The sequence below is a fragment of the Sphaerisporangium rubeum genome, assembly GCF_014207705.1.
Taxonomy (GTDB): Bacteria; Actinomycetota; Actinomycetes; order Streptosporangiales; family Streptosporangiaceae; genus Sphaerisporangium; species Sphaerisporangium rubeum.
Genome location: NZ_JACHIU010000001.1, coordinates 3,852,330 through 3,872,052 on the forward strand (window position 1 = coordinate 3,852,330; position 19,723 = coordinate 3,872,052).

Annotated in this window: 18 protein-coding genes; 6 read left to right on the forward strand and 12 right to left on the reverse strand. The window is 73.5% G+C overall.

Features of this window, described 5'->3' with window-relative positions; genetic code table 11:
* Positions 1-6: 6 nt before the first annotated feature.
* Positions 7-324: a Tn3 family transposase gene (locus BJ992_RS16600; RefSeq protein WP_184981961.1), complete on the reverse strand. Its 318-nt coding sequence runs from the start codon at positions 322-324 to the stop codon at positions 7-9.
* Positions 325-728: 404 nt separating this feature from the next.
* On the opposite strand from BJ992_RS16600, the gene BJ992_RS16605 reads away from it, so the two are divergent.
* Both BJ992_RS16605 and BJ992_RS32905 read left to right on the forward strand, forming a co-directional pair.
* On the forward strand, positions 729-1,439 hold the full coding sequence (locus tag BJ992_RS16605; protein ID WP_246496675.1) for a site-specific integrase: 711 nt from the start codon (positions 729-731) through the stop codon (positions 1,437-1,439).
* 21 nt (positions 1,440-1,460) lie between these two features.
* The gene (locus tag BJ992_RS32905; RefSeq protein WP_246497313.1) at positions 1,461-1,631 is read left to right on the forward strand and encodes a hypothetical protein; all 171 of its coding nucleotides are present in this window, start codon (positions 1,461-1,463) and stop codon (positions 1,629-1,631) included.
* 134 nt (positions 1,632-1,765) lie between these two features.
* On the opposite strand, the gene rox is transcribed toward BJ992_RS32905, so the two are convergent.
* Positions 1,766-3,328 (reverse strand): rifampin monooxygenase, encoded by a 1,563-nt coding sequence (gene rox / locus BJ992_RS16610; protein WP_184981963.1) that lies wholly within the window; start codon positions 3,326-3,328, stop codon positions 1,766-1,768.
* A 197-nt stretch (positions 3,329-3,525) separates the two neighbouring features.
* Positions 3,526-4,044, reverse strand: coding sequence for a GNAT family N-acetyltransferase (locus BJ992_RS16615; RefSeq protein WP_184981965.1), 519 nt, complete (start codon positions 4,042-4,044; stop codon positions 3,526-3,528).
* Between the two features lie 307 nt (positions 4,045-4,351).
* Here BJ992_RS16615 and BJ992_RS16620 point away from each other — a divergent pair, with 307 nt between their 5' ends.
* Entirely contained in the window at positions 4,352-4,720 is a 369-nt protein-coding gene (locus BJ992_RS16620) for a hypothetical protein (protein ID WP_184981967.1), read from the forward strand.
* On the opposite strand, the gene pdxR is transcribed toward BJ992_RS16620, so the two are convergent.
* The gene (gene pdxR, locus BJ992_RS16625) at positions 4,642-6,276 is read right to left on the reverse strand and encodes a MocR-like pyridoxine biosynthesis transcription factor PdxR (RefSeq protein ID WP_343072701.1); all 1,635 of its coding nucleotides are present in this window, start codon (positions 6,274-6,276) and stop codon (positions 4,642-4,644) included. The two genes, BJ992_RS16620 and pdxR, sit on opposite strands and share 79 nt — an antisense overlap.
* A 57-nt stretch (positions 6,277-6,333) precedes the next feature.
* On the opposite strand from pdxR, the gene BJ992_RS16630 reads away from it, so the two are divergent.
* The gene (locus tag BJ992_RS16630; protein ID WP_221474854.1) at positions 6,334-7,035 is read left to right on the forward strand and encodes a B3/B4 domain-containing protein; all 702 of its coding nucleotides are present in this window, start codon (positions 6,334-6,336) and stop codon (positions 7,033-7,035) included.
* 178 nt (positions 7,036-7,213) lie between these two features.
* Positions 7,214-7,969, forward strand: coding sequence for an HAD family hydrolase (locus BJ992_RS16635; RefSeq protein WP_184981971.1), 756 nt, complete (start codon positions 7,214-7,216; stop codon positions 7,967-7,969).
* A gap of 7 nt (positions 7,970-7,976) precedes the next feature.
* Here BJ992_RS16635 and BJ992_RS16640 read toward each other — a convergent pair whose 3' ends face one another.
* The 5 genes from BJ992_RS16640 to BJ992_RS16660 form a co-directional block, all read right to left on the reverse strand.
* The gene (locus tag BJ992_RS16640; protein WP_184981973.1) at positions 7,977-9,095 is read right to left on the reverse strand and encodes an NAD(P)/FAD-dependent oxidoreductase; all 1,119 of its coding nucleotides are present in this window, start codon (positions 9,093-9,095) and stop codon (positions 7,977-7,979) included.
* 78 nt (positions 9,096-9,173) lie between these two features.
* Complete coding sequence (gene sigJ, locus BJ992_RS16645) at positions 9,174-10,037, reverse strand: RNA polymerase sigma factor SigJ (RefSeq protein WP_184981975.1); 864 nt, start codon at positions 10,035-10,037, stop codon at positions 9,174-9,176.
* 88 nt (positions 10,038-10,125) lie between these two features.
* On the reverse strand, positions 10,126-10,890 hold the full coding sequence (locus tag BJ992_RS16650; RefSeq protein WP_184981977.1) for an SDR family NAD(P)-dependent oxidoreductase: 765 nt from the start codon (positions 10,888-10,890) through the stop codon (positions 10,126-10,128).
* A 165-nt stretch (positions 10,891-11,055) separates the two neighbouring features.
* Positions 11,056-11,352: an STAS domain-containing protein gene (locus BJ992_RS16655; RefSeq protein ID WP_184981979.1), complete on the reverse strand. Its 297-nt coding sequence runs from the start codon at positions 11,350-11,352 to the stop codon at positions 11,056-11,058.
* On the reverse strand, positions 11,349-15,512 hold the full coding sequence (locus BJ992_RS16660; protein WP_184981981.1) for a SpoIIE family protein phosphatase: 4,164 nt from the start codon (positions 15,510-15,512) through the stop codon (positions 11,349-11,351). The genes BJ992_RS16655 and BJ992_RS16660 overlap by 4 nt, the downstream gene beginning before the upstream one ends.
* A gap of 339 nt (positions 15,513-15,851) precedes the next feature.
* Between BJ992_RS16660 and BJ992_RS16665 the strand changes: the two genes are divergently transcribed.
* Positions 15,852-16,208: an STAS domain-containing protein gene (locus BJ992_RS16665; protein ID WP_343072702.1), complete on the forward strand. Its 357-nt coding sequence runs from the start codon at positions 15,852-15,854 to the stop codon at positions 16,206-16,208.
* A gap of 18 nt (positions 16,209-16,226) precedes the next feature.
* On the opposite strand, the gene hpnH is transcribed toward BJ992_RS16665, so the two are convergent.
* From hpnH to shc, 3 genes are read right to left on the reverse strand one after another with little or no spacing between them, the layout of a single operon-like run.
* Positions 16,227-17,231 (reverse strand): adenosyl-hopene transferase HpnH, encoded by a 1,005-nt coding sequence (gene hpnH, locus BJ992_RS16670; protein WP_184981983.1) that lies wholly within the window; start codon positions 17,229-17,231, stop codon positions 16,227-16,229.
* Entirely contained in the window at positions 17,228-17,833 is a 606-nt protein-coding gene (locus tag BJ992_RS16675) for a phosphorylase family protein (RefSeq protein ID WP_184981985.1), read from the reverse strand. Before BJ992_RS16675 ends, hpnH begins: the two co-directional genes overlap by 4 nt.
* A complete protein-coding gene (shc, locus tag BJ992_RS16680) occupies positions 17,830-19,722 on the reverse strand; it encodes a squalene--hopene cyclase (protein WP_184981987.1) in 1,893 nt (630 codons plus the stop codon). Before shc ends, BJ992_RS16675 begins: the two co-directional genes overlap by 4 nt.
* Between the last annotated feature and the right edge of the window lies 1 nt (position 19,723).

Genomic DNA, 19,723 nt, shown 5'->3' on the forward strand with positions numbered 1-19,723 from the left:
CTGCAATCAGCCCTCGTCTTCTTCGTGCTGGGAGGGGTCTCGTAGCGGGCGAAGGCTTTCGCCGGGCTGGGAGGCGATGAAGTTGTAGCGGCCCAGCGTGTTGATGTGCTTATAGCCGAGGGGTGAGAGCCGGGCCACGTCCTCGTCGAGAACTTCTCGGTCCTTGGGCGGATGGGTACGCAGCTGTTCCCCGGCGTCCAGGTAGCAGCTGTTCCACAGGACAATCGCGTTCAGAATCAGGCGATCCCGTACGAGCACATCAACTTTCTGGGCCGCTACGCTTTCACTCGCGTTGATGTCGGCTCCGGGCTGCGCCCCTTCCATGATCTGCCCGCTCCGGCAGGGTGAGCTTGCCGTCGACGGCAGGTCAGCAGCATGATCTGCCGGCGTCCGGGAAGGCGCCCACGTGTGTGTGCTGGAGGGCCCGGCGGCGACACCGCAGTGCCTGGTTCGTTGGCGGCCTGCCGCGGAGCCGGTTTCTGGCCTGGGATGGCCGCGCCGTGACAGGGTCCGCCCGCCTTCGACGGGTCAGGCGGGCCGCCGGCCCATCTCCGCCCGCGAAGTTCGGCCTCGGCGGTGGGCGGGTTCTGTCGCGGAGCGCGGACCTGGCCGCGCCCCGCCTGACCCGGTGCTCGTCGCTCACCCGGTGACTTGGATGAGAATGCTGCCGGTTTGGCTGGTCAGGCCGTTATCCGGTACATGGCGGCTGGCCTCGCACAGCGGCCGGCATGAGCGCGGCGCCGAAGGTCGCCGCGCTGCGCGGTGGAGGCGTCACGCTCGCCGCGGCCGCCGACGCCTTCCTCGCCACAGCGCGTACTGCGAACCCCCACACCCACCGCGCCTACGCCTCCGCGATCGATCGCGTCATCGTGCTGCTCGGCCGGGACCGGCCGCTCGCCGAGCTGTGGGGCCGATGCGCACCGGCGACCTGGAACCGCAACCGCGCCGCCATCACCTCCTGGCTGCTCCGGTGCCAGACCAAGAAGCACTGGGCCGCGCCATCGCTCCCGGCCGACGCCGAACGCCGCAAGGAAGCCGCCGACGAGACCCGCGCCGTGGCCAAGACCACCATCCACCGGCTGCTGTCGCGCCGCGACATCCCGCTGCGCGAGAAGACCTTGTGGCGGATGCGCTACGAGACCGCAGCCCGGGCCGCCGAGATCCCGGCGCTCGACGTCGAGGACTTGGACCTGGAGCATCGGCCACCTGTCCGGTCCAAAGGCGGCACGATCGAGTGGGTGTACTGGGACAGCGGGACCGCCCACCTGCTGCCCCGCCTGCTCCGGCTGCCCGACGGCCGCACCCGCACCCCCGGCCCGCTGTTCCTGTCGATGCGCCGCCCCGTCCCGGCCCGCCGCCCGGCCGCCAGCGACATCTGCCCGCACACCGGCCGCGCCCGTCTCGGCCACGACCGCACCCGCGTACTGCTCGGGAAATAGGTCGGCCTCGACCTGCACCAGCTGCGCCACAGCGCCGCCACCCACCTCGGCGAGGCCGAGGTGCCGCCGCAGCTCATCATGGGCAAGACCCGGCACAAGAACCCCCGCACCGCCATGCGCTACGTCAAACCCGGCGCCGAAGCCATCGCCAAGGTCACCGAGGTCCTCGCGCCCCGCTGCCGTACCCACTGATCAACTGACTGGCGGCTGGCCGGAGCTGCAGGAGTTCCGGGCCATCGCGTCACGGATCACCAACAAGCGAAGAAACCCCAGTTCGCTACCGCTCATTTCTGCAATCAGACTCCTCGAAGGCCGTTCGCCGTGGCTCAGCCGGTGGGCTCGCCGAACCAGCGGGACAGGTGGTCGTTCAGGTCCTGCTGATCGTCGCCGATCCAGGCGACGTGGCCGTCGGGACGTAGCAGGACGCACGGGACGTCCAGGTCCGCGGTGGGGTCGGCGAGGTGATCGACCCGGTCGGACCAGCCTCCGGTGGTGAGGTAACCGGTGCGGTCCAGCAGCAGGCCACGGCCGTGGTGCAGCAGGCCGTAGAGGTTGCCCTGTTTCACGTCGATGTCGGTCAGGCGGCGGCCGAGCAGGTCGGGGCCGTCGCCGAAGTGGTAGCGGACGCCGGTCGCGGTGATCTTCTCGGTCAGGTGGCGGTTCACCTCGTCGAAGGCCATCAGTTCGGTGAGCAGCCTTCGTACGGCGCGCGGGCCCGGTTCGGGGGACGCCAGTTCCATCTGCGCGCGGGTGTTGTCCAGGACGTCCGCGGCGACCGGGTGGCGTTCGGCGTGGTAGGTGTCCAGCAGGGTTCCCGGGGCCCAGCCGCGGACCTGTGCGGCCAGTTTCCAGCCGAGGTTGAAGGCGTCCTGGAGACCGAGGTTGAGGCCTTGTCCGCCGATGGGGGGATGGATGTGCGCCGCGTCGCCGGCCAGCAGCACTCGTCCGGTCCGATACCGGTCGGCCAGCCGGGTGGCGTCGCCGAAGCGGGACAGCCAGCGCGGGGAATGCACGCCGAAATCGGTTCCGGCGACGGCGCGCAGCTGTCGCCGGAACTCGTCGAGCGTCGGCGGTCGCGTGCGGTCGCCGACCTCCGCGCCGGGGACCACGACGCTGTACAGGCCGTTGCCGAAGGGCCGGAGCCAGAAGCGGTGCTGGGTCTCCTGGATCTCGGCCACCTTGGCGATGATCTCCTCCTGCGGCACCCCCACCTCCATCTCACCCATCAGCGTGTCGGTCCGCGCGGGTTCTCCGGGGAAGCCGACGCCGAGGAGTTTGCGCACCGTGCTGCGGCTGCCGTCGCAGCCGACGAGATAGCGCGAACGCAGCCGTTCCCCGCCGGCCAGTTCGACGGTCACCCCGTCGCCGTCCTGCTCGACACCGGTCACGGCCCGACCGCGCAGGACGCGGGCCCCGAGGCCGGTCGCGTGTTCTTCGAGCAGCCGGACGATGACCGGCTGCTGGATGCCGAGCAGGAAGGCGTACGCGGAGTCCAGGCCCTGGGGTACGGGTGCGGGGATAGCGGCGAAGAAACCGCCGGCCGGACGTCGCCGTCCCTGCGGGAGGACGCGGTCCAGCAGGCCGCGCATCGCGAGCAGTTCGAGACTGCGGATGTGCAGACCGACGACGCGGACGGACGACGCGGGCTCGGTCTCCTTCTCGAGTACGAGTACCCGCACGTCGTGCAGCCGCAGCTCGGCGGCGAGCATGGCACCGGTCGGCCCGCAACCGGCGATGATCACATCGAACGTGGGGTGCGCGCGAGCGGTGCCGGAGTCCGGCGACAGGAGGACGTCGCGGGGGGCTGTGCCGTCGGCAGGCGACCGGAGGACGTCGCTTGTGGCCGTGTCGTCGGACGGCCGCTCGGGGGTGAACTGCTGAGAGCTCATAGGTGGCGCCTTTCGGGAGTGCCTGGTCAGCGAGGCGCTCCCGGCGACACCTAGGTCGGTCGTCCGGCCGTGACGGCAAGGGGGAGCACCCACATCGGTACAGCGTTCATGGGTCTCACCTCCTCAGGGGGTGTCACGGTCACCGGCACGCTACAAGTCCGGACATCGTCGCGTCCACTCCTTTCCCCGCGACGTGATCAGAACCGTGGCCGTGTCCCCTGAACGGCGACGGTGAACGAGATCCAGACGTCCGGCGGCAGGTCGGCACGTCCGGGGACGGGCCTGCGTTCCTCATGCCACTCGTGAACGGCGGCCTCGGCCGCCACGCGGCGCCAGAACCGCACCGCCGCGAGGTTGTCGTCCTGGAAGGCGACCTCCCACGGGCCCGGGTGGCGGGTGATGACGTCGAGGGCCGCGCGCAGGCCGATGCCCCTTCGTCGCGCGCCGCGTGCCACGAAGAAGCTGTTGAGGACGCGGACCGGTCCGGTCAGGCCGCGGACGAAGGCGAGGCCCGCGGGCCGTTCCCCGCTCGTCACCAGGTACGGGGCCCAGGCGGGGTCGGTGAACGCCGCGTCGAGCCGGTCGCTTCTGAAGGCGCCGTCCGGGCCGGGGAGAACGCCTTGGAACTCCGACATGTCATGACGGAACATCAGCCAGAGGCGCTCGACGACGGGGCGGTCGGCGGGGTGCGCGAGGCGTACGGATATGTCGGACATGAAGCTCCTTGGTGAGAAGGGGGACGGTGTGCCGGGTCTCGCTGAGGTGGCGCCGGGAGCGCGATCAGAAGCGGGGCCTTACCCGTGGTGCGGTGGACCGAGGCGCGGGGAGGCGGGCCCGGGCATGAGAAAAGCCTTCTCGGCGGTGGTGGTCCGTGCCGGGAAGGCTCGCGGGATCATTGTCTCACGCGCGGATCCCGTCTCTCAGCCGGCGGCGCACGCCACGCGAGCTCGTCGGACCGCGAGACCGTCGGACCGGGCCGCGCACGGTGGTGCGGCTCCGCGGTGCGCGGGTCATGATGGAGGCATGGGTGGACGTGGCCGCAGAGTCATGACGTGGGTGGGTGGGGTGGCGTTCGCGGGGGTCGCGGTCGCGATGGGGGTGTACTTCGGGAGGGTCGGGCTGGAGGACGCCGACCGCACCGCCAGTGTGATCGGGGCCTTCGTGGCGCTGGTGAGCCTGGCCGTCGCCGTGTATCCGCTCGTCACCGGTTCACGCGGGACCGGCGGCGGGGATCTCGGGGACGCGCGGGGAGCGACGTACAACACGGTCGAGGGGGGCACCGTGCACGGGCCGGTCGTCCAGGGACGGGATTTTCACGGGGACATCACGCTCGGGGCGGCGCCGCCTCGTCCGCAGGAGCCGCCGGACGGCGAGCGGGGGACGGCGCGGTAGGCCGCGCGCGGGTGGTCATGGCGCGGCGGGCCGGGCGAGGATGGCGGCCCCGGCGGCGGTGTGGAGGCGGCGCGGGTGGTCATGGCGCGGCGGGCCGCGGCGAGGGTGGCGACGCCGGCGGCGATGTCGGTGGGGGTGCTGGCGGCGTAGCCGAGCACCAGGCCGGGAGGGCCGGGGGTGGTGCGGTGCCAGGACAGGGGCTGGGTCTTGACGCCGCGCGACAGTGCGGCGGCGGCGAGGTCGGTGTCCGGGGGGCCGCCGGTGAAGGTGATCATCAGGTGGAGTCCGGCGGCCGCGCCGTGCACGGTGGCGTCCGGCAGGTGGGTGCGGATGGCGGCGATCATGGCGTCGCGGCGGCGGTGGTGGCGCCGGCGCAGGAAGCGGAGCTGGCGTTCCAGCTGACCGGACTCCATCAGTTCGGCGAGCACGAGTTGCGGGAGCACCGCGTTGCCGAGGTCGGCGAACCGCTTGGCCTCGATCAGCGCGTCCCGGTACCGGGACGGCGCGACCACCCAGCCGACCCGCAGCGCCGGGGCCAGCAGCTTGGACACGCTGCCGGTGTAGCAGACCTCCTCAGGCAGCACGGCGCGCAGCGCCGGCACCGGTGGCCGGTCGTAGCGGTGCTCGGCGTCGTAGTCGTCCTCCACCACCAGCCCGCCGGCGCCGGCCCACCGCATCAGTTCGCGGCGCCGTTCCCCGCCGAGCACCACGCCGGTGGGGAACTGGTGTGCCGGGGTGAGCAGCACGACCGGCGCGCCGCACGCGCGCAGTTCCTCCACCACCACACCGTGGCCGTCCACGGGGACCGGCGGGGTGGTGAACCCCGAGTGCCACAGGTGCTGGCGCGCACCGAGCGACCCGGGGTCCTCCACGGCGATCTCGGTGACGCCGTCCACGCGCAGCGCGCGCGCGAGCAGGCCGAGTGCCTGCGCCACCCCGGCGACGATCAGCACCTCATCGGGGTCGGCGCGGAAACCCCGGGTGCGGGCCAGCCACACCGCCACGGCCCGCCGCAGCGCAGGCGCGCCGCGCGGGTCGCCGTAGCCGAGGTCGGACGCCGACAGCGACGCCAGCACCGTGCGCTCGGCACGCAGCCAGGCGGTGCGGGGGAAGGCCGCGAGATCCGGCACGCCGGGTGACAGGTCGATCCTGGCGCGGGCCGCGCGCAGCGCGTCGAACACCCCGGCGTCCGGCTCGGCGCCGAACACCGCGGCCGGGGCCGCCTGCCTGGGAGGCGGCGGGGGGCCGGGTGCGGTCGGCGGCGCGGCGACCACGACGGTACCGCCGCGGCCGCGGCCGGCGACGTGGCCGTCCTCGGTGAGCCGCTGGTAGGCCTCGGTGACCACTCCCCGCGACACCCGCAGCTCCGCGGCGAGCACCCGGGAGGCCGGGAGCCTGCTGCCGACCGGCAGGCGGCCGTCGGCGATGGCGTGCCGCAGCCGCTCGGCCAGCCAGCCGGAACGGCCGCCGGCGGGTGCGTCGGCGATGTCGAGCTGCAAGAAATCGGAGCCGGAGGTTATGGACCGGTTGTCTGGCTGTGATTTGGCCCTGCTCACCGAGCCATTGTGGCACCAGAGTAGGAGGGTCGACACCGCCGACCCGAAGGACGGGCCTTGATCTACATCCAGCACGCGGCGGACCTCTGGTCCGCTCATCCCGGCCTGGTCGCCGGCGTGGTGGCCGCCACCGGCATCACGCCGGACGGCGACACCGGCGCCGCCGTGGAGGAGTTCACCTCGCTCGCGCTGGCCAGGCTGGCGACCGGCCAGGAGGCCGCCTTCCCCGAGATCCAGGCATGGCGCCGCGCCTTCACCCGCATGGGGCTCAGACCCACCCAGTACCGCTGCGCGTCGGAGGCGCTGCTGCGGCGCCTGCGCAAGGACGGCGAGCTGCCGAGGATCCACCCGCTGATCGACCTGTGCAACGCGATCTCCACGGCCTTCGCGATCCCCGTGGCCGCGCTGGACGTCACCCGCGTCTCCAAGGGCCTCGACGTGCGGCACGCGCACGGCGACGAGACCTACCACACCCTGTCCGGCGAGACCGAGCACCCCGTCCCCGGCGAGGTGATCTTCGCCGACGCCGCGGGCCACGCGCACGCGCGCCGCTGGACCAACCGCCAGAGCGGCCACTCGGCGGTCAGGGACACCACCGCCTCGGTGCTCATCGTGGCGGAGGCGATGCACGAGTCGGCCGCCGAGGACGTGCCGAGGCTGATCGGCGCGCTCACGTCCCGGCTGAGCGAGGTGTTCGGCGGCACGCCGTCCACGGCGCTGCTCACCGCCACCGCGCCGCGCGCGGAGTTCCCCGTGTGAGCCGCGCTCCCGCGCCACCTCCACCCCTGCGGCCACCCGCGTGCGTACGGCGCAGGGGGTCGATCCCGGCGGACAAGGCGGCTTGATCCGACATTCCAGGGCTTTGACCAGGGGTTTCTTGTGTGACCGGAAGGCGGGGGAGGTAACGTCTCCAGCATCGGGGGATGGAGGTCCTGTCATGCCCGTCATCGACCTCGCGCAGATCAGTGCCGTGGTGTTCGACACCGACGGCGTCGTCACCGACACCGCGCGTGTCCACGCGGCGGCCTGGAAGCGGGTGTTCGACACCTTCCTGCGTGGCGGCCCGGGGCCGTTCGAGCCGTTCGACGTCCGGCGCGACTATCTCGCGCACGTCGACGGCCGGCCGAGGCCGGACGCCGTGCGGGCCTTCCTCAGCTCCCGGGGGCTGGCCCTGCCGGAGGGCCGGCCCGGCGACGCGGCGGGGTCGCCGACCGTCCACGGGCTGGCCCGCGCCGAGGAGCAGTTGTTCCTTGAGCAGTCGGGCCGGCACGGCGTGGCGGCGTTCCCCGACACGGTGGCGCTGCTGCGCGACCTGCGGCGCCGCGGCTGCCGTACGGCCGTGGTGTCCGGCAGCGGCAACTCACGTGCGGTGGTCGCCGCCGCCGGTGTGCTGCACCTGTTCGACACCCTGGTGGACGGCGAGGACGCCGCGCGCCTGGGGCTTGCCTGCCTGCCGGACCCGGCGTTGCTGCTGGAGGCGGTCCGCCGCCTCGACGTGCCACCGAAGGCCGCGGCGCTGGTGGAGGACTCGGCCCCCGGCGTCACCGCCGGCCGGCTCGGCGGCTTCGGCCTGGTCGTCGGTGTGGACCACGGCGGACGCGCCGCTCACCTCGCCGGCGCCGGCGCCGGCGTGGTGGTCACCGGGCTCGGTGAGCTGACGGTCACCGGCAGGGTCCGGGTCGGCGCGCGCTGACCCCGGGTCACAGGTAGGTGGGCATGGAGGGGTGGCGCAGGCCGTAGACGGTGCCTTTCACGATGGCCTCCTTGTAGCGGGCCGCGACGCGGCCGGTGAGCGCGGCGCGGCGGGGGGTGTCGTCGGTGCGGACGAACTGCACGATGCCGTCCCGGCGGCCGAGGCTGACGCACTGGTTGAAGTACCGGAAACGCAGGGGACGCGGCTCGCGGCCGGCCAGGCGCGCGGCGATGGCGCGGGCCGCCTGCTGCGCGGACGGGATGCCGGTGGCGCATGCCATGCGCAGCTCCTTGCCGTCCTCGGTGCGCAGCGCGGCGGCGTCGCCGACGGCCAGGACATCGGGGTGGGACACCGAGCGGAGCGTGCCGTCCACGATCACCCGGCCGCGGCCGTCCACGGCGAGCCCCGCCTCACGCGCCAGGGCCGGCACCGTGAACCCGGCCGTCCACACCACGGTCCCGGCGGCGATGTGTTCCCCGTCGTCCAGCACCAGCCCGTCGGCGCGGACCTCGGCCACGCGCGCGTTCTCCCGCACCTCGACACCGAGACGCGTGAACGTGGCGCGCAGGTGACGGCGCGCGTACGGCGACAGCCCGGCGCCGGCCACCCCGTCGGTGACCAGGCGGACCTTCAGGCCGGGGTAGGTCTCGGCCAGCTCGGCCGCCGCCTCGATGCCGGTCAGGCCCCCGCCGGCCACGGCCAGCACTCCCCCGGCCGCGCCGGCCGCCAGGTGGTCGCGCAGCCGCACGGCCTCGGCGGGCCCGGCGACCGTGAAGGCGTGCTCGGCCACCCCTGGCACCGACGCCATGTCGGCGCGGCTGCCGAGCGCGTACACGAGCGTGTCGTAGGCGACGTCGCGTCCGGACCGGCCGAGACGCACGGTGCGCGCCTCGGGGTCGAGCGCGGTGACCCGGTCGATCACCGGTTCCACACGTGGCTCCAGCACGTCCGCCAGCGGCAGGTCACGCAGGACCTGACCGGCGGCGAGCTGGTGCAGCCGCACGCGTTCGACGAACCCGTCGTTCTCGTTGACCAGCGTGACGCGCGCTCCGGTGAGCCTGGCGGTGAGGTTGGCGGCGATGACCCCCGAGTAGCCCGCGCCGATGACCACGATGTGATGCGTCATTTCCTGTCTCCTTCGTCGTGTCCGCGCGTTGAACCGCGGCGACGGCGCAACCGTGACAGGAACCGTCTGTGAGACGCGTCACACCACGTGGGTGAGCTTGTCGGGGTTGGTGACGGTGCGGATCGCGACGATCAGGCCGTCGGGCCCGAACTCCGGCACACCGGCGGCGATCAGTGTGCCGCCGTCCCTGACCAGGAACCCCGGTTCGCCGTTGATCGTGCCGGCCACCAGGTCGAGCCCGGTGTGCCTCGGGTGGTGGACCAGCCCGGACACCAGGCGCGCGACCCGGACGCGGCCGTGCACCGGACGCGCCGCCGCCGCGGCCTTGCCGCCACCGTCGGCCCAGCTGACCGCGTCCTCGGCGAGCATGTGCTCCAAGGTGGCCAGATCGCCGCGCAATGCGGCGGACAGGAAGACCTCCAGCATGCGACTGCGCTGCTCGGGGGACGCGGAGAACCGCGTGCGCTCCTCGCCGACACGCTCACGGGCCCGGTGGTAGAGCTGCCGCGCGTGGGCCTCCTCGACGTCCAGGATGCCGGCGACCTCACGGTGACTGTGACCGAACGCCTCACGCAGCACGAACGCGGCCCGCTCGGGAGGTGTCAGCCGTTCCAGCAGCACCAGCATCCCCAGCGACAGCGACTCACGCTGCTCCACCGTCTCCAGCGGCCCGAGCCGGCCGTCCAGAACGGCGACCGGCTCAGGCAGCCACGTGCCGACGTACTGCTCGCGCCGCGCGCGGGCCGAGGTGAGCCGGTTGAGGCACAGGTTGGTGACCACCGTCGTCAGCCACGCCTCCGGCACCTCGACCCCGTCGCTGCGCTCCCACCGCAGGTAGGCGTCCTGCAGCACGTCCTCGGCCTCGGCGAGCTCCCCCAGCATCCGGTACGCCAGGCCGAGCAGCCGGGGACGGTTGCTCGCGAACCGGTCCAGCTTCCCCATGGCCCAAGTGTGGCACCGGCCCCCCGCGGCCGTGTCCCCGCCTGACGACGGCCGGCACGACCCAGGTGGCACGGTTCACGCGGGACGGTCAGGCGGAGCCGCCGGCGCGGCGGGCCGGCAGGCGGTACACAGCCGGTGCGGCGCCGCGCAGGCGTGCGGGGAAGGCGAGCCAGGCGGGGACGTAGGACTCGGGGCGGCTGGTCTCCACGGCGGCGACGACGGCGCGGGCCACGCGTTCCGGGGGGACGGGGGCCGGGTGGCGGCGGGTGTAGGGGGTGCCACGGCGGGTGAAGAACGGGGTGGCCACCGCTCCGGGGAGGACGACGGAGACGCCTGGTGCGCCGGGGGTGCGCAGTTCGTGGCGCAGGGCCTCGGCGAACATCACCAGGCCTGCCTTGGCGGCCGAGTAGGCGGCCTCGCCGGGTACGCCGACGGCCCCGGCGATCGAGGAGATCAGGACGACGTGGCCGCGGCCGGCGGCGATCATGCCGGGGAGCAGCAGGCGGGTCAGGAGCATCGGGACGGTGAGGTTCAGCCGTACCAGCCGGTCGATCCCCTCCGGCGGCATCGCGGTGAACGCGCCGGCCCAGCCGGCCCCCGCGGCGGCCACCAGCACGTCCACCGGGCCGGCCGCCGCCACCAGATCGGCGGGGCCGCCGCCGGCGAGCAGGTCACACAGGACGGCACGGCCGCCGGTGCGCGCGGCCACGGCCGCCAGGCGCGCCGGGTCGCGGCCGGTGATCGTCACCTCGGCCCCGTGCGCGGCCATCGCGTGCGCCGTCGCCGCGCCGATGCCGGACGAGCCGCCGGTGACGAGCACCCGGGCCCCGGCCAGCCTGTTCCCGCCTCTCACGTGGGACGATCTTCCCGCTCGCGGCCCCCTTCACCCACCGCCTTCGATCAGGGAGGCCCGCCATCCCGGTGGCGGCACCTTTCGCCCGCCGCCTTCGGCCTGGGAGGCCGGTCGTCCCGGCGAGGACCCCGTTCACGGACCACCGTGGGGGCCGGCCCCGCCGTCTTAGGCGATCCCTTCGACGGTGGTCATCTCGGTCAGGCCGGAGATCGTCAGGACGGGGGCGAGCAGGGGATTGGCGACCAGCCGGATGCGCTCGGCGTGGGAGAACAGGACGGTCAGGCCGGCGCTGTCGAGGTACTCCACCGCTCTCATGTCGACGAGCAACGGGCCGGCGCCGGTGGACTCGGCCAGGGCCTCGTCCAGTGTGCCGGCGTTGCTCATGTCGATCTCACCGGTGACGGTGAGGACCGGGGTGCCGTCGGGCCGCTCCGCGGACACCAGGGTCAGGGGGGTGGTCATGGGGTGATCCTCGCATGCATGTCGACGGTTGTTCCGGCGGCACCGGGATTGATGGTGACCTCGTTCATCAGGGCACGCATGAGAGCGACTCCCCGGCCTCGATGCCGGCTGGCCTCCGGTTGCGGTGGCTTCCAGTGGCCGGTGTCGGCGACGGTCAGGCGCAGGTCGTCGACGGTGACGACGGCCCGCAGGCGGATCGTGCTGCCCGGAGCGTTGCGGTGACCGTGCTCGATCGCGTTGGCGCACGCCTCACCTGCGGCGACGAGCACGTTCTGCACCAGGGAAGGGGTGAGCTTGCAGCGGGCCAGCCAGTCGCGCAGGGCCGCGCGCACGGGGGCGAGCTGGCTGGACTCGGCGGGGAACGCCATCTCCAGCGGGCCGGGCTGGCGGTACAGCAGCAGCGCGACGTCGTCGTTGAAGCCGTCCTCGGGGATGAGGCGGGTCATGATGTCGGCCGCGAGGTCCTCGATGGGGATGGTCCGGCCGGCCTGGACGGCGGCGCCGGCCTGGTCGATGCCGGCGGTGAGGGGACGGCGGCGGCGCTCCACCAGGCCGTCGGTGTACAGCAGCAGGGTGGACCGCGCCGGCATGATGGCCGTGGCCTCGGGCCGGGGGTGGCCGGGCCGTACGGCCAGCGGGGTCGAGCGGCCGCCTTCGAGCAGTTCGGTGGTGCCGTCGGCGTGCGCGAGGATGCCGGGGGGGTGACCGGCGCTGGAGTACACCAGCTCACCGGTGGCGCCGTCCAGGACACCGCAGAAGACGGTGGTGCACCTGGCGCCGGGGACGAGCGCGGCGAACCGGTCGAGCGCGGCGAACACCTGCGCCGGGCCGGCGTCCTGGAGCAGCAGCGCGCGGCAGGCGCTGCGCAGCTGCCCCATGACGGCGGCCGCGGGAAGGCCGCGGCCCACGCAGTCGCCGACGACGATCCCGATGCGCTCACCGGCGAGCGGCACGATGTCGTACCAGTCGCCGCCGACCTCCAGCGGCCGGCTGGCCGGTTCGTAGCGCACGGCGAACCCGTCGGGCAGCCGTGAGGGGCCGAGGATGGCCCGTTGCAGGGCCACGGCGGCCTCACGCTGCTGGTCGAGCTGGTGCACGCGGTGCAGGCCCTGGCCGAGGTGGCCGGCGAGCAGCGCGAGCAGGGTCTGGTCCTCGCCGGTGAACGGCCGGTTCTGGCCGAGGTCGATCCACAGGGCCAGCAGCCCGTCGGGGTGGTCCAGGCAGATGCCGGCCCCGCCGGCCACGGGGGCCAGCGGACGCAGCGGCGGCTCCTCACGCAGCGCGGCCAGTCTCTCACGCACGTGCTGCTGCAGATCGGGCCAGCCGGCGCCGGCCGGCGCGGTGACCGGCTCGGCCGGCGTGTCGCCGCTCCAGACGACGCCGGCGACGCGGCGCGCCTGCCAGACCTCCTGGAACGTCTCCAGCGCTCCGCGCACGGCGTCGGCCAGGTCGTCGGCCTGGGACAGGCGCATGCTGAGGGCCGCGAGCGCGCTCTCCCGCTGCACCAGGTGACGTTCGGCGGTGACGTCCCGCAAGGTGCCGACGACGTGCCGCCGGCCGCTGTCGGGGTCGGTGACGTCGCTGAAGGTGGCGGCGATCCACACCTGGTGGCCGTCGCGGTGGTTGAGGGGGATCACGCAGTTGCCCCGGCCTTCGCCGATCAGCCGCGCGAACGCCTCGGCGACCGCGGCGTGGGCCTGCGGGTCGTCGGCGGCGTCCGGCCACCAGGGGTGCTGAGCGGCGTAGGGGAGGTTCTCGGGCCCGTAGCCGAGGATGTCGGTGAACGCCGAGTTGATCTCGACGACGGCGCCGTTCTCGTCGACGACGAAGAACGCTTCCTGCAGGGAGTCGATCATGGCGTTGCGCCAGCGGATGTGGTGGCTGCGCATCCGGGCCAGCTCGACGTTGGCCCGGACCCGGGCCAGCAGCTCCGCGGCGGTGAACGGCTTGACCAGGTAGTCGTCGGCTCCGGCCTCGAGGCCCTCGATGGAGGCCTCCTGGCCCGCGCGGGCCGACAGCAGCAGGACCGGCACGTCGGCGGTGCGCGGGTCGGACCGCAGCGCCGAGACCAGCGCGAGGCCGTCCAGGCGCGGCATCATCACGTCGCTGACCACCAGCGCCGGCGCTTCGGCGCGGACGGCGTCCAGCGCATCCATGCCGTCGCCGACGGCGTCGACCCGGTAGCCCGCTCCCTTGAGCAGCCGGGTCAGGTATTCGCGCATGTCGGCGTTGTCGTCGGCGATCAGCACCCGTGGCGGCGTGCCGTCACCGGGGGCCGGGGAGTGCCCGGTGGCGGACATGGCCGTCTCGTCGGCCGGCGCGCCGCCGTCGGGGAGCCAGCGCATGGCCTCCTCAAGGAACGGGCTGGCGGTGGCCGACACCGCTTCCGGCGCCTTGGGGGGCACCAGGCTGCCGTCCTGCAGGTGGGCCGTGCCGAACGGCAGGCGGATGGTGAAGGTCGTGCCCTGGCCTTCGACGCTGGTCGCGGTGATGGTGCCGCCGTGCAGGGCCACCAGTTCCTGCACCAGGGCGAGGCCGATGCCGCTGCCTTCGTTGGAGCGCGACCGCGCGCTCTCGATGCGGTGGAACCGCTCGAACAGCCGCGGCACCTCGTCGGCCGGCACACCGATCCCGGTGTCGGTGACGGTCACCACCGCGCCGGTGGCGGACGCGCGCACCACGACGCCGATCGAGCCTTCGAAGGTGAACTTCAAGGCGTTGCTCAGCAGGTTGAGCACCACCTTCTCCCACATGTCGCGGTCGATGTACACCGGCTCGGCCAGTGGGGGGCAGTCGACCGTGAAGGTCAGGCCGGCCTTGTCGATGGCGGAGCGGAAGACGCTGGCCAGCTCGGCGGTCACGGCGGCCAGGTCCACCGGCTCGTAGCGGGCCTGCATGCGGCCGGCTTCGAGGCGGGAGAAGTCCAGCAGGGTGTTGACGAGTTTGCCGAGGCGCAGCCCGTTGCGGTGCACGACGTCGAGGTCCTCGCGCACCTGCGGCGGCGCGTCGGCCAGTGCGGCCCGCAGTTCCTGCACCGGCCCCATGATCAGGCTGAGGGGGGTGCGGAACTCGTGGCTGATGTTGGAGAAGAAGACCGTCTTGGCGCGGTCGAGCTCGGCCAGCTCCTCGGCCCTGCGCTGCTGCGCCTGGTAGCTGCGCGCGCTGGCGATCCCCGTGGCGACGTGACCGGCGGCCAGCTCGACGAAACCGCGGTAACCGTCGTCCAGGGCCCGGTACCGGTTGAGCGCGGCCACCAGGAACCCGTACGGCGCGCCGCCTTGCCGTGGCAACGGCACGACCAGTGCGTGCGTCGGCGGGTCGGGCCAGTCGCCGTGCGGGAGGCCGGTGAACGGCCCGCCGTCGAGGGGCACCACCATCGATTCGCCTCTGGCGAGCTCGGCCGCCGGCCACACCGCGCCGGGGTCACCGGATGCCAGGGTGGGGGGTGCGGCCGGGTGTCCCGCGGTGATCCCGGTCGCGGCGGCCAGCCGCGCGCCGCCGTCGTCGTCGAACAGGTACGTCAGCGTGAACGGCAGGTCGCGCTGGTTGCGGCCGAGCTGGCGGCCGGTGAAGGCCAGCATTTCCTTCTCGGTGCGGACCACGCTGGGGTCGGAGCCGAGGTCACGCAGCGTCGCCATGCGCCGCTCGCCGATGACCCGCTCGGTCTCCTCGCTGACGACGCACAGCATGCCGACCACCGCGCCGTCGTCGTCGCGCAGCGGGCTGTAGGAGAAGGTGTGGTAGGTCTCCTCGGGGTAGCCCGACCTTTCCAGGTACAGCAGAAGCGCCTCGTCCCAGGTCGCCTCTCCTGTGGCCAGCACCGCATCGATCCGGGGGCCGATGTCGTCCCAGATCTCGGCCCACACCTCATTGGCGGGCCTGCCGAGGGCCCACGGGTACTTGTGGCCCAGGGTGTCGCGGCGGTAGGCCGCGTTGCAGAAGAACGTCAGCTCCGGCCCGTACGCCATCCACATGGAGAACCGGGACGGCAGCAGGATGCTGACCGCCGTGCGCAGGCTCTGCGGCCACTCCCCCGGCGGCCCGAGCGCGGTGGCGTGCCAGTCGACCAGCGCCAGATCACGGCCGATCTCGTCGTCGACCGTGAAGACCTTGGCTCCGTCCGCCGCAGGCCCGCGCTCGGCTTCGTCATGGCGCGTCATCTGACACCCTTCCACGTTCGGCGGGCACGGCCCCCCCACGGGCCTCGCACCTCGCCGCTCGCACCCTTGCCCGGATCGGGACATGATACGCAGGCTGTACAAGTCGCAGGTCAACGGATACGTACAATAGGGCAATCCGAAGGGTCGCCGTGCCGCCGTGCCGCGTCCGGCGGGCCGCACGGGGAGTTCCGGCGTCCCGATCAGGCTGCCGGGAGCCCACGGCCTGCTCGCCGCCGTGTTTAGACTGATCGGTATCCTGGCCGGAGCGCGTGTCCGGCGGCGCCGCGGTGCTCGCCTGTCCGTGCCGGTCCCGACGATCGCCGTCTCTCAGGAGCCTTGGTGCAGCAAGACAACGGTCTGACCGTCACGCTCCAGCCGCACTCGGCGCGGCTTCACGTGCTGAGCGTGGCCGGTGACCTGGATCATCACACCTCACCGCGCCTGCGAGACGCTCTGGCCGAGCACACGTTCAGCCCCGGTGACGGGCTGGTGGTCGACCTGTCTGAGCTGAAGTTCTGCGACTCCACCGGCATCTCGATCCTGATCGCGGCGCACCAGCGGGCCCAGGAGTCCGACGTCGCGCTGGCCCTCGCCGGCCTGGATCCCGACATCGCGCACATCTTCCAGATCATGGGCCTGGACCGGTTGTTCGCGTTCTACCAGACTCCTGAGCAGGCCGTCGCGGCGCTGAGCTGACAATCCGCCGGCGGCCGGTCAGCCTGCGCGCAGGGCCCGCAGCGACTGGCGCAGCGAGCTGAGGGTGGCGAAGACGGCGGTGGGTTCGTAGCCGCAGTGGGCCATGCAGTTGGCGCAGCGCGGGTCGTGGCCGCGGCCGTAGGCGTCCCAGTCGGTCTCCTCGACCAGTTCACGGTAGGTGCGCGCGTAGCCGTCGGCCATCAGGTAGCACGGCCGCTGCCAGCCGTGCAGGGAGTACGACGGGATGGCCCACGCCGTGCAGGGGAAGTCGGCCTTGCCTTCCAGGAAGTCCAGGAACAGCGGTGAGTGGCTCAGGCGCCACCGTTCGCGGTTGCCTCCGGCGAACGCGGCGCGGAACAGGGCTCTGGTGTCCCGCACACCGAGGAAGTGTTCCTGGTCGGGTGCCTTGGTGTAGGCGTACGCCGGGGAGATCATCATCTGGTCCACGGCCAGGTCGTCGTTGAGGTAGTCCAGCACCTCGATGACGGTGCGCGGCGTGTCGGTGGAGAAGAACGTCGTGTTGGTGGTGACGCGGAAGCCGCGGCGGCGGCACTCGCGCACGGCCGCCACGGCCTCGTCGAACGTCCCCGGCCGGCACACCGAAGTGTCGTGCCGGTCGCGCAGCCCGTCGATGTGCACGGTCCAGGCGAAGTACCGCGACGGGGTGAACTGGTCGATCTTCTTGGGGATGAGCAGCGCGTTGGTGCACAGGAACACGTACCGCTTCATGGCCACCAGGCGGCGCACCATCTCCCCGATCTGCGGGTGCATCAGCGGTTCGCCGCCGGCGATGGACACCATCGGCGCGCCGCTCTCCTCGACGGCCGCGACGGCCTGGTCCACCGGCATGCGGCGCCGCAGCACGTCGGCGGGATGCTGGATCTTGCCGCAGCCGGCGCACGCCAGGTTGCACGCGAACAGCGGTTCCAGTTCCACCAGCAGCGGGAAGCGTCTGCGGCCGCGTAGCCGCTGACGCAGGATGTAGGTGCCGATGCGCAGGCTCTGCCGCACAGGGATCGTCATGGCCGCCCCTTTCCGTGGTCGGCGGCCCAGCGCGAAAGGACCGGCCCGAGCCGCCGCAGCGTCCGCAGTGCCGCCGGCCCGCCGCGTACCATGGCCGCGCTGAGCAGCGGCGCGGCCGGGGTGTCCACCACGACCCGCGCCACGGCGTGCGCCGCCGCGCCGGGACCGGGGACCCTCAGCGCGGCGGCCAGCAGCGGCCCCGACTCCATGTCCACCGCGCGTGCGCCGGTGGTGGCGAGGCGGTCACGCGCCGCGCCGGTCACCAGACGGCCGGCGGTGACCAGCGGCCCGACCTGCACGGGGATGCCTGCCTTGTCCAGCTCGGCGGCGAGCGGCCACGCCGAGGGGCACGGCAGGGAGCGGCCGGCGTAGCGGACCTCGGCCGCGACCAGCACGTCCCCCGGCGTGAGGCCGTCGTCCAGCGCGCCGGCGAACCCGGTCACGGCGACCGCGCGGCAGGCCCGCAGCCGGGCCCCGGCCCGGTCGGCGCGGCGCGGCCCCATGCCGGTGCGCACCACGGTCACCCCGTCGCCGGGCCGCAGGCCCCGGGCCACGGCGCGTGCCTCCACGCCGAGCGCGACGCAGATCACCAGGCCGCTCACCCGGCGCCGTTCCCGCGCAGGTACCGGCCGAGTGCCATGATCGGGAACACCAGCCGGTACAGGTGGTAGTTGATGGAGAAGTCGCCGGGGAACCCGGTGCCGGTGTAGTACGGCTCGTCCCAGGTGCCGCTCGGCAGCCGGGTGCGCACCAGCCACCCGATCCCGGCGTCCACCGCGGGGGAACGTTCCCCGGCGGCGAGCAGCGCGATCAGGGCCCAGGCGGTCTGCGACGCGGTGGAGTGGCCGCGGCCGATCCACCGGGGGTCGCGGTAGGACCGCATGTCCTCGCCCCAGCCTCCGTCGGGGTTCTGGTGCCGTTCCAGCCACGTCACGGCCCGCCGTACCGCGGGATGAGCGGCGGGGACACCGGCGGCGGCCAGGGCCGGCAGCACGGCGCCGGTGCCGTAGACGTGGTTGGCCCCCCAGCGGCCGAACCACGACCCGCCGGGTTCCTGCGCGCGCAGCAGCCACCGCACACCGCGCCGCAGCACCTCGGGGTCGGCCGGCGGTTCCGCGGCCAGGGCCTCCACGACGTGCGCGGTGACGTCGGCCGTCGGCGGGTCGATCACCGCGCCGAAGTCGCAGAACGGCAGCCGCCTGATCAGCTCGCGGGTGTTGTCGGCGTCGAACGCGGCGAACCCGCCGTCGCGGCACGCCATGCCGGCCATCCACCGCACCCCCCGGTCGACGGCGGGCCGTACGCCGGGCAGGGGGACGCGGCGCAGCGCCAGCACCACCTCCGCGGTGTCGTCGGTGTCGGGGTAGCCGTCGTTGTCGAACTCGAAGGCCCAGCCACCCGGCGCCAGTCCCGGCCGCCGCACCGACCAGTCCCCCGGGCCGCGTACCTCCTCGCCGAGCAGCCACACCGCCGCCTGCGTCACGGCGGGGTGATCGGCCGGCACGCCGGCGTCCAGCAGCGCGGTGACGGCGAGCGCGGTGTCCCACACCGGGGACTGGCAGGCCTCCATGCGGCGGCCCTGCTCGTCGCGCACGGTGAACCGGTCGAACCCCGAAAGGCCCCGGCGCATGACGGGGTGATCGGTGGCGTACCCCGACACGTGCAGCGCGATCAGCGAGTACACCCAGGGAGGCTGGATCCCGCCCCACGACCCGTCGGCCTCCTGCCGCGCCACGATCCACTCCATGGCCCGCCGCAGCGCCGCGCGCCGCAGGCCCGGCAGGGGACGGCGATCGTACCGGCGCAGCAGACGGTCGACCGCGCCGATCACCCCGCGGTGACGTCCCCGCAGGGCCGGCCGGCCGGTCCGCAGCTCGGCCAGGTCGAACGGCAGTGGCCGCACCGGCCGGTGCGCCGCCACCACGGTCAGCGGCACGATGGTCTGCCTGGCCCAGCAGGCCCAGTCGTACACGTTCAAAGGGCACCACTGCGGCAGCAGGACCAGCTCCGGCGGCAGCGCCGGCAGGTCGTCCCAGCGCCACTGGCCGAACAGCGCCAGCCAGATACGGGTGAACACCCGTGCCGACCCGATGCCGCCGCCGCGCCGTGCGAACGCCGCCGCGGCCCGCATGTGCGGCTCCCCCGGCGGGTCCCCCGCCAGCCGCAGCGCGGTGTAGGCCTCGATGGTCGTGGACAGGTCCCCCGGTCCGCCGTGGAAGGTGGCCCAGGTGCCGTCGGGCCGCTGCTCCCGGCGGATCCACCGCGCCGCCTCGTCGGTGTCCCGCCGCGACCGCACCCCGAGGAACTCCCGCATGAGCAGGTCCTCGGCGTCCATCGTCACGTTGGTCCGCAGTTCCCCCTTCCACCACCCGGCCGGGTCGCGCAGCCCGATCAGGTGGTCGCACGCCGCCGCGAGCGCGTGCCCGGCGGCCGTGGCGAGCGGGCCGGCGGACGCCTCGTCCGCCGCGGCGGTGATGGTGCGTTGTGTCATG

Excerpts from the sequence above, each read along its gene's own strand:
- BJ992_RS16600 (WP_184981961.1), bottom strand. The coding sequence starts at position 324 with ATGGAAGGGGCGCAGCCCGGAGCCGACATCAACGCGAGTGAAAGCGTA.
- BJ992_RS16660 (WP_184981981.1), bottom strand. The coding sequence starts at position 15,512 with ATGACGCGCCATGACGAAGCCGAGCGCGGGCCTGCGGCGGACGGAGCC.
- BJ992_RS16620 (WP_184981967.1), top strand. The coding sequence starts at position 4,352 with ATGGGTGGACGTGGCCGCAGAGTCATGACGTGGGTGGGTGGGGTGGCG.
- rox (WP_184981963.1), bottom strand. The coding sequence starts at position 3,328 with ATGAGCTCTCAGCAGTTCACCCCCGAGCGGCCGTCCGACGACACGGCC.
- BJ992_RS16605 (WP_246496675.1), top strand. The coding sequence starts at position 729 with ATGAGCGCGGCGCCGAAGGTCGCCGCGCTGCGCGGTGGAGGCGTCACG.
- BJ992_RS16635 (WP_184981971.1), top strand. The coding sequence starts at position 7,214 with ATGCCCGTCATCGACCTCGCGCAGATCAGTGCCGTGGTGTTCGACACC.
- shc (WP_184981987.1), bottom strand. The coding sequence starts at position 19,722 with ATGACACAACGCACCATCACCGCCGCGGCGGACGAGGCGTCCGCCGGC.
- BJ992_RS16615 (WP_184981965.1), bottom strand. The coding sequence starts at position 4,044 with ATGTCCGACATATCCGTACGCCTCGCGCACCCCGCCGACCGCCCCGTC.
- BJ992_RS16655 (WP_184981979.1), bottom strand. The coding sequence starts at position 11,352 with ATGACCACCCCCCTGACCCTGGTGTCCGCGGAGCGGCCCGACGGCACC.
- BJ992_RS16640 (WP_184981973.1), bottom strand. The coding sequence starts at position 9,095 with ATGACGCATCACATCGTGGTCATCGGCGCGGGCTACTCGGGGGTCATC.
- sigJ (WP_184981975.1), bottom strand. The coding sequence starts at position 10,037 with ATGGGGAAGCTGGACCGGTTCGCGAGCAACCGTCCCCGGCTGCTCGGC.
- hpnH (WP_184981983.1), bottom strand. The coding sequence starts at position 17,231 with ATGACGATCCCTGTGCGGCAGAGCCTGCGCATCGGCACCTACATCCTG.